Here is a 14,959-nt window from a genome sequence, read left to right on the forward strand (position 1 = left end):
GACTCCAGTTGAATGGGCTTCTCTTGTCTTCGCGACGCGTCTTCATTGCGTCAAAGCCGATAAAACGCGGCTGCGTTGCCGCCGAAAACCGCCTCGCGCTCGCCGTCGCTCAAGGACGCGAGCAAGGTGTTCGCTACCGAATGCCACAGCAGATAGTCGCCGTTCAGTTCGAGCACCGGCCAGTCGCTGCCCCACATCAAACGCGCCGGACCGAACGACGCCAGCAGATGATCGACATACGGCTGCAAGGTTTCTTCGGTCCAGCCAGGCGCGGCCTCGGTGGCGAGCCCCGACAGCTTGCAATGCACGTGCGGCAACGCCGCGAGCCGCGTGATCGCGTCGGCCCATGTTTGCCAACCCGCGCGAGCGTAACGGATCGGCGGCTTCGCACCATGGTCGACGACGACGCGCAATGCGGGAAAACGTGTCGCGAAGGTTTCGAAGTGCTCGACGTGGCGCGCGTAAATCAGCGCGTCGAACGCAAGATCGCGGGCGATCAGGGCTTCAATCGCGGGGGCGAGATCGGGGTTGGCGATCCACGTATCGTCAGGCAAATCCTGCAACATCGGCCGCACGCCTTTGAACTTCGGCTCAAGCGAAAAAGCGTCGATCACGTCCGGTGCAGTCGGCAACAACAACGGCACCCAGCCGACCACGCCCGCAATCGACGGCTCATCGCGAGCCATATCCAGCAAGTAACGTGTTTCATCGACGGTCGGCGCCGCCTGCACCACCACCGTTCGCTCGACGCCCGTTCTATCGCGCAACGGTGCGAGGTCGGCGGGGCCAAACGGGCGATACAGGCGTTTCAGTTCCGGTGTGAGCCACTCGTAATCGCCGCGAACGGGGTCCCAATAGTGCTGGTGGGCGTCGATATGCATCGTCGGTCAATCCTCCGGCGCGGTCGCGCGGCTGTCGAGCAAGCCCTCGTCGCGCAACGCGGACCATAACGCCGCGGGGATCGGCTGCTCGAACGACGCCACGTTCTCGCGCAATTCATCGGCACTGCGCGCGCCGGTCAGCACGGTGGCGACCGCCGGATGCGCATAGGGAAACTGCAAGGCTGCGGCGGCAAGCGGCACGCCATGCACGCGGCACACCGCTTCCAGCCGCGCGACGCGCTCGATCACTTCGCGCGGCGCATCGCCGTAGTTGAATTTCAGATCGCCTTCGACGCCGCGCGCCAGAATGCCCGAATTGAACGCGCCGCCTAACAGGATGCTGACGCCGCGTTGTTCACATGCTGGGAGCAGGTCGTCAAGGGTGGCCTGTTCGAGCAGCGTATAACGGCCCGCGAGCAACGCGCAATCGATATCGAACGCCGCCATCGCGTCGAGTATGACCGCGCCTTCGTTGACGCCGAGGCCGACCGCCTTAATCGCACCCGACGAACGCAACGCGTCGAGCGCGCGAAAGCCACCGCCTTCGGTGAGTTGCCGCCAGTAATGGGGATTCTTGTCGCCGTGCGTGACACGGCCGATGTCGTGCACCAGCAGAATGTCGATATCGACAATGCCCAGGCGCTGCTGGCTATCCTCGAACGAACGCAGAATGCCGTCGTGCGTGTAGTCGTAGATCGCTTCGAACGGCAGCGGATTTTGCCAGCCTTCGCTGCCGTCGTAGGGCGTGGTGCGCGGCACGAAGCGGCGCCCCACTTTGGTGGACAGCACGAACTCGCTGCGCGGATAGCGGCGCAACGCGTCGCCCAGACGATGCTCGGCTTTCGTATGGCCGTAATGCGGCGCGGTATCGAAGTAACGCACGCCCGCGTCCCACGCGGCGGCGATCGTTGCGTGCGCTTCGTCATCGGACAGATCGCGGTAAAGGCCGCCTAGTGGCGCCGTACCGAGCCCCAATCCGCTAACCTGCAGCGCACGGCGGCCGATGCCGCGCCGCTGCCCGATCTTCGAACCGATCATTGCCGTCATTGACCGCGTCTCCTGTGATTAAACGTGTTTTAGCACGCGCGGACGAGGTTTGCCCAGCGCGTTCGTGGACCGCTGCTCACTGCACCTCGATCGCGACAACCCGATGCGGCGCTGCAGCGCTCGACGGCAAGCACGCCGGGCCGACCGGTTCGAAGGTCTTGTAAGTCAGAATGAATTCCTGATGTCCGAGCATCTCCGATTTCGATGCCGCGCCCCGGGACACCGCCACCGTTTGCTCGAACACTTCGCGGCCGACTTCGTCGAGCGTGCCGCGTCCTTCGAGAATGCGGCCCGCATCGACATCCATATCACCGGCCAGATTGCGATACGTCACCGGATTCGCGCACACCTTGATGACCGGCGAAATCGCCGAGCCGACCACCGAGCCGCGGCCGGTGGTGAACAGAATCACATGCGCGCCGCATGCGATCAGTTCGCCGATTTCCGCGTTGTCGCTGATGTTCGGAAAGCCGAAGCGCGGTTCGCCGTCCGGCACGACATCGAGCAGATAGAGGCCACCGGTCGGCGGCACGTCACCCGGTTTGATGATGCCGACAATCGGCGACGCGCCGCTTTTGGCATACGCGCCTAAAGATTTCTCTTCCTGCGTAGTCAGGCCGCCGTCCGCATTGCCGACCGCGAAGCTGCCGTGCCCGAGAATCGAGTAATAGCGCGCCGCCTTCGCCACGCATGCGACGATTGCATCGCCGAGGTCGGGTCGCGCCGCGCGCGTTTTCATATGAAATTCGCAACCCACCAGTTCGCCGGTTTCTTCGAAGATGCAAGTGGCGCCCGCATCGATCAGATGATCGAATGCGCGGCCCACAGCCGGATTCGCGGTGATACCGCTGGTGCCGTCCGAGCCGCCGCAGATCGTGCCGATCACCAGCTCGCTCAGCGCCATCGGCACTTTCTGTTGCGCGGCGAGCTGCTTGCGCGCGTCGCGAATCCAGTCGACGCCGTATTGAATCGTGCTGCGCGTGCCGCCTTTTTCCTGAATCGTCAGTATTTCGGCGGGACGGCCGCTCGCGCGCACCATGTCCGCCAGATAGTGCTTGTTCATGCTCTCGCAACCGAGCGACACGAACAGCACCGCGCCCACATTCGGATGCGTGGTGAGACGCTCGAGCATTTTCTCGGCGTAACCGTTCGGATAGCAGCCGGGAAAGCCGATCAGATGCACCGGAGGCTCACGCTCGGCAGAAGGATCGTCGAATGCGTCGAGCGGCTCACGAAACTGCGTGACGATCTCGCGCGCGACGTGGTGCGCGCACTCGACTAGATACGCCACCGCGACCACGTTGCGGATGCCTTTGCGGCCATCGCTGCGCAGAAAGCCTTGCAGCGTCGGCTGCTGCGCGGCGGCAGATGCTACGGAAGTGTCGGTCATGATCGTTCCAGCGTGGCGCGCGGCCACTTCAATGTTCACAAATCAGTGATGGACGAACGCGTGGCCCGCGTCGTGCGTATAAGTCGGCAGGTAATCGCTTTCGAGGTTGTGCGTATGCAGATGCGCGCCACGCGCGACTGCTTCGATTACGTGACCGATCACTGCGCCGTAACGCAGCACCTTGTCGTCTTTCGCGAGTTCCTGGCGTGCCACCTTATGACCGAGTTCGATCGTTTTGGTGAGCGTCACGCGCTCGCCTTCGATCTCGACTTGCGCGCCCGCTTCGAGGCGCGCCGCCGCGATCAGGCAGTTATCGACGGGACTGAGCAGGATCAGGCGTGGGTCGGTTTGCAATGGGCGGCTGGTCAAGTGAATTCTCCGTGATGCGTGTGCATTAGTTCTGGCCTTCGCCGCTCGCGAGGCGCGCGATCATCAGCGAGCCGAGGATGATCGCGCCGTAGATCGCCTGAATCCAGAACGACGGTACTTGCGCCAGCGTCAGCAGGTTCTGCACGACGCCCAGCAGCAGCACGCCGGAGAGCGCGCCGAGCATGGTGCCCTTGCCGCCGTCGAGCGAAATGCCGCCTATCACTGCCGCGGCGAACACCGTGAAAATCATCCCGTTGCCCTGATTCGCGTTGATCGCGCCGACATAGCCGGTCACGATCAAACCCCCGACCGACGCGAGCATGCTGCCGAGCACGAATACGCCCCACGTGATGCGCTCGACACGAATCCCCGCGGCGCGCGCCGCTTCCGGATTACCGCCGATCGCGTATAGCGCGCGGCCCAAACGGTGGTAGCGCAAGACGAACGCCGCAATCGCGAACGCCGCCGCCGCGAGCCAGACCGACAACGGCAAGCCGAGCACGATGGTGGTCGCGAGCGAAAAGAACGACGGCGGCATATCGAACAGCGTGCCGCCTTTGGTGGCGCCGACCAGCATGCCGCGCAACACGATCAGCATGGCCAGCGTGACGATGAACGCATTCAGCCGCAAACGCACCACCAGAAATCCGTTGATGAACCCGATCACCGCGCCGACTACGACGATGGCGAACAAACCCGCCGCTGCGGGCCATTGCATGCCGAAACCCGCTGACGCCGCCGGCATCACCAGCATCGCGCCGACAGCAGGCGCGATGCCCACCGTCGATTCGAGCGACAGATCGAACTTGCCGGTCAGCACGATCAGCGATTCGGCAAGCACGACAAGCGCCAATGCCGCCGACGCGCCCAGCACGCTGATCAGATTCGCTCGCGTCAGAAAGCTCGGGCTGACAAACGCGCCGATCACGAGCAGCAAGGCGAGTGCGGGCAACAACGCCAGGTCGCGCAGGCGAGCAAATTCGATCCGCGCGCGTTTTCCGCGGGTGGCCGCCACGGCTGGCTGCGCGTGAGCTTGCGTCGTGCCGAACGCGGGACTGGGCACACTATTCTTCATGGAGACTGACTCCTTCAACGGATGCGATCAGATCGTGGTCCTGCCAACCGGCGGGAAATTCGGCCGCGACGCGGCCACGGAACATGACCAGCACACGGTCACAGGTGCGCAGATCGTCGAGTTCGCCGGACACCACCAGCACGGCTTTGCCCTCTTCGCGCACGCGATCCACGACGGACAGCAATGCTTCCTTCGATTTCACGTCGACGCCGGCGGTCGGGTCGATCAGCACGAGCACATGGGGATCGGTGGCCAGCGCGCGGGCCATCACGACTTTCTGCTGATTGCCGCCCGAGAGTCCTGAGACGACATGCTCGGGACCTTGCGCGACGATGCCGAGCGCGTCGATCATCTTCTGGCCGAAGGCGTTTTTCTTCGACGGCGGCGCAATGCCGAATTTGCCGAGCACGCGCGCGATGGTCATCGAGGCGTTTTCGGCGACCGATTGCGTCAGAACCAGGCCTTCGTGATGGCGATCCTTGGGCACGCAGCCGATGCCATGTGCCAATGCCGCGGGCACGTCGCCAGGCGGCAGTGTGGCGCCGTCAACGCGAATTGCACCGTGTTTCGCCGCACGTAAACCGGCGATCGCTTCCGCCACGCTGGTCCGGCCGCTGCTCGTCGCACCGGTGAGACCGACGACTTCGCCGCGCTTCACCGTGAACGACACGTCTTCATAATCGGAGCCGGCCAGTTCCTCGACCTCCAGCGCGATGGCCGTATCGGCTGGCAACGCATCGCGCGCCGCCGCATCGGCGACTGCGAGGCCGCCGCGCTCGCCGGTCATCGCTTCGATCAACCGTTCGCGCGGCAACGCGGAAACCGGCGCGCTGACGATATGCCGCGCGTCGCGCAACACCGTCACGGCCTGGCAGATCTCATAGACCTCCTGCAGATGATGCGAGATGAACAGGAATGTGACGCCCTCGCGCTGCAACTCGCTGATACGGCGGAACAGGCGCTTGATTTCATCGCCGTCGAGTTGCGCGGTCGGCTCGTCGAGAATGATGAAACGCGCGCCGTATGACAGCGCCCGCGCGATTTCGACCAGTTGTCGCGCTTCCACCGTTAGATCGCCGGCGCGCGCATCCTCGCGCACGTCGATTTTCCAGTGGTCGAGCAAGGCGTGGGCGTCGCGGCGCATCGCGTTCCAGTCGATCACGCCGTGCCGCGACGGTTGCCGGTTGATGAACAGGTTTTCCGCCACCGTGAGATCGCGGATGATGGTCGAATGCTGATAGACGCAGGCGACGCGTTCGCGCCACGCATCGCGGTCCGCGATCGACGGCGCGGCCACGCCGCTGAAACGCACCTCGCCGGTATCGGGCTTGCGCAGACCGGTCAGGATCGACACCAGCGTCGATTTGCCCGCACCGTTGCGCCCGACGAGCGCGTGAGACTCGCCGGGCATCACGCGGATGCTCACGTCGTTCAACGCCGCCGTGGAGCCGAAGCGTTTGGTGATCTCAAACGCGTCGACGACCGGAGGGAGTCCCTGCGCCCCGAAGGAAGCCCCCTCGGGGGGTGGGACGGCCGACACGGATGGCGTGAGCTCGCTCATTTAACCGTATTTCCCCACAACGCTTTGTCGTCGACATTCGACCTGGTCACGAGCGGAGCGGGCAACTGGTCCTCGAGAATGCCCGGCGCCAACTGGATGATGTTGCTGCCGTGATCGGTCGGACCCGGTTTGAAGGTCTGTCCGGCGAGCGCCGCCTTGATATAAAACAGGCCGTACTTCGCATACGAATCAGCAGGCTGGGACACGGTCGCGTCGATATCGCCGCGGCGGATTGCATCGAACTCCTGCGGAATGCCGTCGTTGCTGACGATCACGACATGCTTCGCGTCACCGGTGGGAAACAGCATCTGCTTGCGACGCAGCGTTTGCAGCGTCGGCGACAGATAGACGCCGCCCGCCTGCATATAAATTCCCTTCACATCAGGGTTCGCGGTCAGCAGACTATCGAGCGCGGTGGCCGCCACGTCGCCCTTCCAGCTCGCCGGAATCTCCAGCAGCGACAAACCCGGATAGCCCTTCAAACAGGACCGGAACGCTTCAGACCGGTCGCGCCCGTTCACCGATGCCAAATCGCCCATGATCTGCACGACCTTGCCCGACTTCACATGCTCGCCGATGTACTTGCACGCCTTCTCGCCATACGCGCGATTGTCGGCGCGCACCACCATCGCGACTTTGCCTTGCGTCGGCGCGACGTCGACGGCGACAACCGGCACGTTCCTCGCCGCTGCTGCATCGAGCGCGCGGCTGATCGCCGCCGAATCCAGCGGCCCGATCACAATGCCCTTGGCGCCGAGATTCAGCAGATTGTTCATGTCGGTGATCTGCTGGGCGGGATCGCCGTTGGAATTGACTGGCGCGAGGATATCGATGCCCATATCCTTCGCGACTTTGGGCAAATAGTTGTTGTACGACTGCCAGAACGGCGACGTGAGAAGCGGCAGACCGAGGCCGATCTTGCCGACCTCGGCGGCTTGCGCGGTGCCGGTTACAGCGAGGCCCGCAACGCAAGCTGCCGCCGCTGCGGCACATAGTGAATTCCTGAAAAAACGGCGAGCCGCGAACGACCCTTTTGCGAACGACATGGTTGTCTCCTCTGTCGGTCCGGAGTTAGTGCTTTAGCACTTACTCCGGCCCCATGCACGGCGTCGGTCCGGAGTTGGCGCTTTAGCTGTCGGCCAGAGTTAGCGCTTTGGTGCTTACTCTGGTCCCATGCAGAGCACTTACTCCGGCCCATGCACGGTAGTGCGTTGTTGAACTGCGTGAACCGGCCATGCTGGATGACGGGCACTTCGTCCTGCGCTTTCTTATCGTATTGGCGTTCATTCACCAATGAACGTATTATTCATATACGGATTTTTTGAAGTCAAGGACTGTGCACCGTATTAACCGTCCGTGTTTTCCCTAGTGGGGCGCTGCAGCGGGCCTAGTCGCGTATTTGGCTCTTTATTCCAAACTACACTCGTGCACCAGATAATGCGAACTGCACACGGAACGACACTCACGATGGATACGGAAGACAAAGACGACGACCGTTACCGCGCGCCCGCGCTCGACAAAGGCCTCGATATCCTCGAACTGCTCGCCGAGCAGAAAGGAGGACTGACGCGCGCCGAAATCACCAAGCTGCTGGGACGCAACGCGAGCGAGATGTACCGGATGCTGGAGCGGCTCGTCGCGCGGCAGTACGTGGTGCGCTCGTCGGCGGGAGATCGCTATTCGCTGAGCCTGAAGCTGTATGCGCTGTCGCATCGTCATCCGCCGATGAACCGGCTGATCTCCGAAGCGTTGCCGCTGATGCAGCGCTTTGCCGACACTGCCGAGCAATCGTGTCATCTGGCGGTGTACGACCGCGGCAATCTGCTGGTAATCGCACAGGTGGATGGGCCGGGCACGTGGGGCATATCGGTGCGGCTCGGTTCACGGGTCGGGTTGATCGACACGGGTTCGGGGCGCGTGATGCTCGCTTTTCAAAGCCTGGAGCAGCGCGAGCAGATGCTGGCCGAACACACCAAGGTGAAAGGCGAAGTCACGATCGATCGCGACGCGCTGGAACAGGCGTGCGAGCAGATTCGCACGGCGGGTTTTTCACAGAAAGACAGTCAGCAGACGGTCGGCGTAACCGACGTCACCTTCCCGATCCGGGGGCCGTCCGGCCAGGCGATCGCGGCGCTCACGTGCCCGTATTTGCGACGTATCGACGAATACGTCGCGCCGACTTTGGAGGCCGCTACAGCGCTGCTGCGCGAGACGGTGCAGGCGTTGTCGATGTTTCGGGAGAGCAGTGTCTAGCGTGGCGCGGGCGGAGAGCGAATTTGTGCAGCGGCCTGCTGCACAATCAGTCCCATCCGCACATGGTTTAGAATGGCGACCCCTCAAAAATGATGCCGCATGGGTTCCCTCATGCGCGCCCTCGATAAGCAATGGCGAAACTTCTGACCGATTCCGAATTCCAGCGTTTTTCCGAACTCCAGCAGAAGCAGTCGAGCTTCACGATCACGCCCGAAGAAGCCGACGAACTGCGCGACATCGTAGCTCATGCGCAGAAGCGCCGCGACGATCGCGCCGCGGCGATGCAAAGCATCGAGACCTTTATTCAGCAATTCGACATCAGCCCGGACGAGCTGTTTTCGCCCGAGCAGATCGGCGACGCCGCGCGCACCTACGGCCTGATTCCGGCGGCGAAGAAAGAGCGCGTGCTGCCGCCGTCGTTCACGTTCAACGGCAAGCCGTATCAATGGACGACGCGCGCGCTGCCGGACGACATTCGCGTGCCGCTGTTCGATGCGTTCAAGGCGGGTGAATCGGTGAAGCCGTTCATCGCGACGCCGAAGGACGCGAACCGTTGCGCGGCGACGATTGCGCGCCTGGAGCGCGAGACCGGCGCAGTCTACGCTGAGGCATGGCTGGAAGAACTGGCCGTGACCCGCACGCAAGTCGATGAAGCCGCGGCGAAGCTGCCGGCTTGAGGCCATCAGCGTTCTCCTGCTTTTCAATCACCGCCTCAGCCGATTGATCGGCGCGGGCGGTGACGATGCTCCTCTCCGGTTCAATGCTTGCCGCGCGCCGCCTCTGCGCTTTCCTGGGCGGTTTCATCCAACGCCATCCTAAAACCGACCACGCCCGGATCGTCCGTCTGCGTGATGGTGAACCCGCTGGATTTGGCCAGCGCGATCATCGGACCGTTCTCGCGCAACGCCTCGCCGACCAGCCAATGTATGCCGCGCGCCCGCGCGTACCTGATGATCCGGTCCATCAGCAATTGCCCGAGACGCCGGCCTTTCTGGTCCGAGCGAACCGCGACGGCGAATTCGGCCGTTTCGTTATCGGGATCGGCCACCGCCCGCACCACGCCCAGCGTCCGCGTAAAGCCCTCTTCGCTTGCCACTGTCGCGATCAGCGCCATTTCGCGGTCGTAGTCGATCTGCGTCATCCGCGCGAGTTGCGAATGGTCGAAGCTGCCGACCGCGCCGAAGAACCGCAGGCGTAAGTCTTCGGGCGTCATCGCTTCGACGAAATCGTGATGCGCGGCTTCGTCTTCCGGGCGAATCGGCCGTACCGTCACCCGCAGGCCTTGCCAGTCGAGCGTCTCTTCAAAGCGGCGGGGATACGGCACGATCGCGAGCCGGCTGCGCGTCGCTGCAATGCTCAGGGTCGGCTCGACGACCACCACGTGGTCGCTGAACACCCGCAGCGTCAGCGTGAGGCCGACGATCTCCTTGACGTCGCACACCGCCTGCGAGAGCGCCGTCAACGCGGCCAATGCCGGCTCCGGCTCGACCAGACGCGCATAACGCGAACGTGCGACGATGTCGCGCGCGAGCATCGGGTTGAGCGGCGGCAAACCGTAGACCCGCAGTGGTTCGGATACGCCATCCGCCGACGGTGCCGTGAAGCGGAAAACGGGACCGAAGTTGTCGTCGTCGTGAAGTTCGACGGCGAGGTCGACGACCGGTTGTCTAGCCTGCGTGGCGGCCTGGTCCGCGCAGGGATCAACTGGCTGTTCCAAGTGCTTTTCCGCCTGTCCTTGCCCGTGCTGCTCGACACGCAGTCCGAAGTGCTCAAGCAGGCGCGCCGCCGCTTCCCCGGTTAGTTGGTGCTCACCTGCCGCGATCGCGGCGCGCGCCTGCGTCTGCGCCGCGTCGATCGCTTCGGGAATCTGCGCCGGCAATCCTTCCGGCGTTTGCATCAGCAATTCGCGGCCCACCCGGTAATCGACCAACCGCGCGAACGCACGCGCGAGCCGCTGCGGCGTCGTATGAACCGGAATGCCTTGCGCATGCAGCGCGTCGCGCGTGGCCGCATCCACGCCGCCGAAAAAACACGCAAGCAAACCGCGATAGGCGAAGCGCTGATTCGCGATCAACGCCTGCGCGACCTCGCCGACCGGCGCGCCGTGCGTCGACGCGTGAACCACGAACGCCGTGCCCGTGCTGCGATGCTCGGCAAGTATTTTCAGCGCGGTGCCGAAATGCTCGGGACGGGCGTCGTCGCCGAGTTGCAGCGGGTTGCCCGCCACCGCGTATTGCAGTGCTTCGGTTAGCGCCGCGTCGGCTTCGGCGGGCCACGGCGCGAGCGTGTCGCCGGCTGCCGCAAAAGCGTCGCAGGCGAGCGTCGCGAGGCCGCGGTCGCTGGTGATCAGCGTCGCCGTTGCGCCCGCCGCGACTCGGCCCACACCGAGGGTTTCGATTTCGTCGAGCAGATCGTCGAGCGCATCGACGCGCACCATGCCTGCGCGACGGAATGCGGCGGTGTACAGCGCGTCGGCGGGATCGGCGCGGCCCGAGCGCAACGCCAGCACCGGCTTGTTGCGCGCCGCCGCACGAGCCGCCGACATGAACTTGCGCGCCGCGCGCACCGTATCCAGTTCGAGCAGGATGGCGCGCGTGCCGGGGTCGCTCGCCAGGTAATCGAGCACGTCGCCGGCATCCACGTCGGCCTCGCCGCCCAGCGCCACCGCGTGCGAAAACCCGAGTCCGCGCGCGTGCGCCCAGCCGAGCACCGCGTTGGTCAGCGCATTCGACTGCGAGACCCAAGCGACGCCACCCGCCTTCACCGTGCACGACGGCGCGCCGAAATGCGCGCGCAGCGCCGGCGACACCACGCCCAGACTGCTTGGCCCGACGATACGCAGCAGATGCGGGCGCGCCGCCGACAGCGCGTGCCGCAGCGCGAGCCGGTCGTCATCGGTTCGCACTCCGCCGACGATGATCGCCGCGCGCGTGCCCAAACCGCCAAGCCGATGAATGATGCCAGGCCAGGTATCGGGCGGCGTGCAGATCAGCGCGACGGTAGGCGCTTGCGGCAGATCGCCGGCATCGCCGATAACCGCGCGGCCGCCGAGCGTGTCGTATTTCGGATTGACCGGCCAGATGGGACCGCCGAAACCGCCTTCCAGCACGCGCGCCCACACCATCGCGCCGGTGCTGCCCGGTCGCTCGGAGGCGCCGATCACGGCGACGGATTGAGGTCGGAACAAGGCGTCGAGATTACGAACGGTCACGGGCGCTCCGCAGATTGAAAAGGGCGCGCCGGCGGCGCGGCGCGCGTCTTCGTCAGGATAGGCGAAGTCGAGGGCTTGCGCGGTGCTTCTGAATGGATGGCGCGATGCGCGCGACATTCCGCTTGATGCGAGCCAACGTGCATCGGAATTTTTTTAGCGCACTTAAGCAAAATAACGAGCCGAAATGCGACAATCCTTGACATGCTGCGCGGCACCTTTGCTTCAGAATTGCCGGCTGATCATTGCCTGCATGCATGGTGCGTCGGAGACAACTCGCAGCCAGCCACGCAGCACGAACATAAATTCCGCGGTCCTGGCACGACACCTACGGCCTGCACCGGATGATCAAAGAGACAGAAGGTGATTTATGCGGCGCCTGCCATCGCTGATCGCGTTGCGCTTTTTCGAAGAAACCGCCCGTCATATGAGCTTCAATCGCGCGGCTACTGCGCTGTGCGTGACGCAGGGCGCGGTGAGCCGGCAGATCAAGCTGCTCGAGGAATCGATCGGCGCGAAACTATTCGAGCGCGATCACAAGGGCATCCGCTTGACGCCGGCCGGTGTGCAATTGCTGCCCTGTTTCTCCGACGCTTTCGACACGACCGAACGCGGCTTCCGTCAGATCACCGCGGCCGAAGGCCGGCGGCGTCTCGTCGTCGCCGTGCCGCCGACCTTTGCGACGCAGTGGTTCTCGCCGCGGCTCGGTTCGCTGGGCGACGAATTGCCCGATGTCGAACTGTCCGTTCGCACCTCGCCTACGGAAGACTGTCACTGCAATATCCGCTTCGGCCGCGACGTGCTGGCGGGTGCACATTCCGAATTGCTGATGACCGAGCGCCACGTACTGGTCGGCGCGCCAAGACTGCTCGGTGAATCACTGGACATGCTGCTCGAGCATCTGCCCGCGTTGCACGTGCTGCATAACGATGCCCGCCTGGACCTGTGGCCGAACTGGCTGGCGAAGGCGGGCCTGCCTGCGCGCTACGCGGAAAACGGCATCGAGTTTTCTACACTGGAGCAGGCGATCCGCGCCGCGCGTAAAGGCGCGGGGCTGGCGGTGGTCGATCGGAACATGATCGTCGAGGAACTGGCGGACGGGAGTCTGGCGCGGTTCTCCGATATCGAAGTGGCAGGTCCCTTTGGCTACTGGCTCGACGTGGCACAACGCCACGCGGCGCTTGAGCATGTGCAGGCGTTTGCCAGCTGGATGCGGGAAGAGGTTTTGAAGATGGAGTGAGTGGAGTGAGGTGGTATACCGCACGGCGCGGCGAGCAGCAATGCAGAGGCGAAAAAAGCCGCGTCGAAAATGAACTGACCCCGCAAAGTGGACAGATGCCCGACTTTTGGGCGCAGTTCAAAAACGCGGCTTTTTTATTCGTCTAACGACGCAAGCACCAGGCGCTCGCGGCAGGACGAAGTTACATCGCCTTCTTGAACGGCGCGCCCGAGTGCTCACGCAATTCATTAAAGACAATCTTCGGCCAGGCCTTCTGCGCGACTTCGATCTCCGACACATGCGAGGCCAGATACGTCGGTGCATCCGACGCATCGAGCGCGATCCGCGCCGCGTACGAATCGGTGAACCGGCGCAATTCGGCCGCATCGTCGCAGGTCACCCAGCGCGACATCCGATAGCGCGCCGGCGCCATCCGCACGTCGACCTTGTATTCCGTCGACAAGCGGTGCGACACCACTTCGAACTGCAGTTGACCCACCGCGCCAAGAATCATCAAGCCGCCGACTTCCGGACGGAACACCTGAATCGCGCCTTCTTCGCCGAGCTGTTTCAGCGCTTCGCCGAGTTGCTTGGCGCGCATCGGGTCCACCACCTCGACCGTCTGGAAAATTTCCGGCGCGAAGAACGGCAAGCCGACGAACTGCAACTGCTCGCCTTCGGTCAGCGTGTCGCCGAGGCTCAGCGTGCCGTGATTCGGGATACCGATGATGTCGCCCGGATACGCCTCGCTGACCGTCTCACGACGCTGCGAAAGGAACGTCACTACGTTATTCGCGCGGAACGTCTTGTTCGTGCGCGTCACCTTCACCGCCATGCCGCGTTCGAAATGCCCCGAACACACGCGGATGAACGCCACGCGGTCGCGGTGCGCGAGGTCCATGTTCGCCTGCACCTTGAAGACGACGCCGGTGAACTTCGGCTCGTCCGGCATCACCGGACGTTGCACGGTCATGCGCATCGACGGCGGCGGCGCCAGATCGACCAGCGCGTCGAGAATTTCCTTCACGCCGAAGTTATTGATCGCCGAGCCGAACAGCACCGGCGATTGCTGCCCGGCGAGGAATTGCTCGCGATCGAAGTCCGGCGACGCGCCGGTGATCAGGTCGATTTCTTCCTTCGCCTTGATCCAGCTATGACCGAAGCGGCGTTCGCCTTCTTCGTCGCTGAGCGCTTGCAGCATTTCGACCTCGCCGCCGGCCTTATCCTGCCCGGCGCGGAACAGGCGCACCTGATCGCGCTGGATGTCGTAGACGCCCTGGAATTCCTTGCCCATGCCGATCGGCCACGTGAACGGCACGGCGGCGACGCCCAGATGCTGCTCGATTTCATCGAGCAGTTCGAGCGGCTCGCGCACTTCGCGGTCGAGCTTGTTGATGAAGGTGACGATTGGCGTCTTGCGGCTGCGGCAGACTTCGAGCAGCTTGAGCGTTTGCGCTTCGACACCGTTGGCGCCGTCGATCACCATCACGGCGGCGTCGACCGCGGTCAGCACACGGTAGGTATCTTCCGAGAAGTCTTCGTGGCCCGGGGTGTCGAGCAGGTTGATGACGGCGTCGCCGTACTCGAACTGCATGACCGAACTGGCAACGGAAATGCCGCGCTGCTTTTCGATCTCCATCCAGTCCGAGGTCGCGTAACGATTGCTCTTGCGGCCCTTCACGGTACCGGCGATCTGGATCGCGCCCGAGAACAGCAGCAGCTTTTCAGTGAGCGTGGTTTTGCCCGCGTCCGGGTGGGAAATGACCGCGAACGTGCGGCGGCGTTTGAGTTCGGAGACTGACATCGGATCTGGCGGTCACGGATAGAGGTTCAGGCGGTCTTCAGAAGCGTGTGGCCTCTGGTCTGCCATGTCTGGCGCGGCGGCGCCGAACTGCGGGAGCCGGTCCGGGACCCGCTTCACGCGGCAAGTCCGCCGCGTCGTAACCAGGTTACGAA

The 14,959-nt window shown here is 63.8% G+C and carries 12 protein-coding genes; 3 read left to right on the top strand and 9 right to left on the bottom strand.

Going from position 1 to position 14,959, the window contains the following annotated elements:
• Window positions 1-50 precede the first annotated feature (50 nt).
• The 7 genes from SB772_RS35960 to SB772_RS35990 form a co-directional block, all read right to left on the bottom strand.
• Complete coding sequence (locus tag SB772_RS35960; RefSeq protein WP_410837877.1) at window positions 51-881, bottom strand: amidohydrolase family protein; 831 nt, start codon at window positions 879-881, stop codon at window positions 51-53.
• A 6-nt stretch (window positions 882-887) separates the two neighbouring features.
• On the bottom strand, window positions 888-1,928 hold the full coding sequence (locus tag SB772_RS35965) for an aldo/keto reductase (protein ID WP_410837878.1): 1,041 nt from the start codon (window positions 1,926-1,928) through the stop codon (window positions 888-890).
• A gap of 76 nt (window positions 1,929-2,004) precedes the next feature.
• The gene (locus tag SB772_RS35970) at window positions 2,005-3,318 is read right to left on the bottom strand and encodes a UxaA family hydrolase (RefSeq protein ID WP_410837879.1); all 1,314 of its coding nucleotides are present in this window, start codon (window positions 3,316-3,318) and stop codon (window positions 2,005-2,007) included.
• Between the two features lie 42 nt (window positions 3,319-3,360).
• Window positions 3,361-3,687: a UxaA family hydrolase gene (locus SB772_RS35975; RefSeq protein ID WP_410837880.1), complete on the bottom strand. Its 327-nt coding sequence runs from the start codon at window positions 3,685-3,687 to the stop codon at window positions 3,361-3,363.
• A gap of 25 nt (window positions 3,688-3,712) precedes the next feature.
• Window positions 3,713-4,762: an ABC transporter permease gene (locus SB772_RS35980; protein WP_410837881.1), complete on the bottom strand. Its 1,050-nt coding sequence runs from the start codon at window positions 4,760-4,762 to the stop codon at window positions 3,713-3,715.
• Window positions 4,752-6,323 (bottom strand): sugar ABC transporter ATP-binding protein, encoded by a 1,572-nt coding sequence (locus SB772_RS35985; protein WP_410837882.1) that lies wholly within the window; start codon window positions 6,321-6,323, stop codon window positions 4,752-4,754. The genes SB772_RS35980 and SB772_RS35985 overlap by 11 nt, the downstream gene beginning before the upstream one ends.
• Window positions 6,320-7,369, bottom strand: coding sequence for a sugar ABC transporter substrate-binding protein (locus SB772_RS35990; RefSeq protein ID WP_410837883.1), 1,050 nt, complete (start codon window positions 7,367-7,369; stop codon window positions 6,320-6,322). Before SB772_RS35990 ends, SB772_RS35985 begins: the two co-directional genes overlap by 4 nt.
• 421 nt (window positions 7,370-7,790) lie before the next feature.
• Here SB772_RS35990 and SB772_RS35995 point away from each other — a divergent pair, with 421 nt between their 5' ends.
• Together SB772_RS35995 and SB772_RS36000 are read left to right on the top strand one after the other, a co-directional pair.
• On the top strand, window positions 7,791-8,576 hold the full coding sequence (locus SB772_RS35995) for an IclR family transcriptional regulator (RefSeq protein WP_410837884.1): 786 nt from the start codon (window positions 7,791-7,793) through the stop codon (window positions 8,574-8,576).
• A 131-nt stretch (window positions 8,577-8,707) separates the two neighbouring features.
• Entirely contained in the window at window positions 8,708-9,253 is a 546-nt protein-coding gene (locus tag SB772_RS36000) for a hypothetical protein (RefSeq protein WP_410837885.1), read from the top strand.
• A gap of 80 nt (window positions 9,254-9,333) precedes the next feature.
• Here SB772_RS36000 and SB772_RS36005 read toward each other — a convergent pair whose 3' ends face one another.
• Complete coding sequence (locus SB772_RS36005) at window positions 9,334-11,787, bottom strand: GNAT family N-acetyltransferase (protein ID WP_410837886.1); 2,454 nt, start codon at window positions 11,785-11,787, stop codon at window positions 9,334-9,336.
• Window positions 11,788-12,154: 367 nt separating this feature from the next.
• On the opposite strand from SB772_RS36005, the gene SB772_RS36010 reads away from it, so the two are divergent.
• Window positions 12,155-13,024 carry a LysR family transcriptional regulator gene (locus SB772_RS36010; protein ID WP_410837887.1) on the top strand — a complete coding sequence of 290 codons (870 nt, stop codon included), beginning with the start codon at window positions 12,155-12,157 and terminating at the stop codon, window positions 13,022-13,024.
• Between the two features lie 181 nt (window positions 13,025-13,205).
• On the opposite strand, the gene SB772_RS36015 is transcribed toward SB772_RS36010, so the two are convergent.
• Complete coding sequence (locus SB772_RS36015; RefSeq protein ID WP_410837888.1) at window positions 13,206-14,807, bottom strand: peptide chain release factor 3; 1,602 nt, start codon at window positions 14,805-14,807, stop codon at window positions 13,206-13,208.
• Window positions 14,808-14,959 lie beyond the last annotated feature (152 nt).

Origin of the sequence: Paraburkholderia sp. SIMBA_030 (assembly GCF_046535245.1) — a bacterium.
Classification (GTDB): Bacteria; Pseudomonadota; Gammaproteobacteria; order Burkholderiales; family Burkholderiaceae; genus Paraburkholderia.

Bases quoted from the DNA above. Each gene is read 5' to 3' on its own strand.
- SB772_RS35960 (WP_410837877.1), bottom strand. From the start codon at position 881: ATGCATATCGACGCCCACCAGCACTATTGGGACCCCGTTCGCGGCGAT.
- SB772_RS35965 (WP_410837878.1), bottom strand. From the start codon at position 1,928: ATGACGGCAATGATCGGTTCGAAGATCGGGCAGCGGCGCGGCATCGGC.
- SB772_RS35970 (WP_410837879.1), bottom strand. From the start codon at position 3,318: ATGACCGACACTTCCGTAGCATCTGCCGCCGCGCAGCAGCCGACGCTG.
- SB772_RS35980 (WP_410837881.1), bottom strand. From the start codon at position 4,762: ATGAAGAATAGTGTGCCCAGTCCCGCGTTCGGCACGACGCAAGCTCAC.
- SB772_RS35985 (WP_410837882.1), bottom strand. From the start codon at position 6,323: ATGAGCGAGCTCACGCCATCCGTGTCGGCCGTCCCACCCCCCGAGGGG.
- SB772_RS35990 (WP_410837883.1), bottom strand. From the start codon at position 7,369: ATGTCGTTCGCAAAAGGGTCGTTCGCGGCTCGCCGTTTTTTCAGGAAT.
- SB772_RS35995 (WP_410837884.1), top strand. From the start codon at position 7,791: ATGGATACGGAAGACAAAGACGACGACCGTTACCGCGCGCCCGCGCTC.
- SB772_RS36000 (WP_410837885.1), top strand. From the start codon at position 8,708: ATGGCGAAACTTCTGACCGATTCCGAATTCCAGCGTTTTTCCGAACTC.
- SB772_RS36010 (WP_410837887.1), top strand. From the start codon at position 12,155: ATGCGGCGCCTGCCATCGCTGATCGCGTTGCGCTTTTTCGAAGAAACC.
- SB772_RS36015 (WP_410837888.1), bottom strand. From the start codon at position 14,807: ATGTCAGTCTCCGAACTCAAACGCCGCCGCACGTTCGCGGTCATTTCC.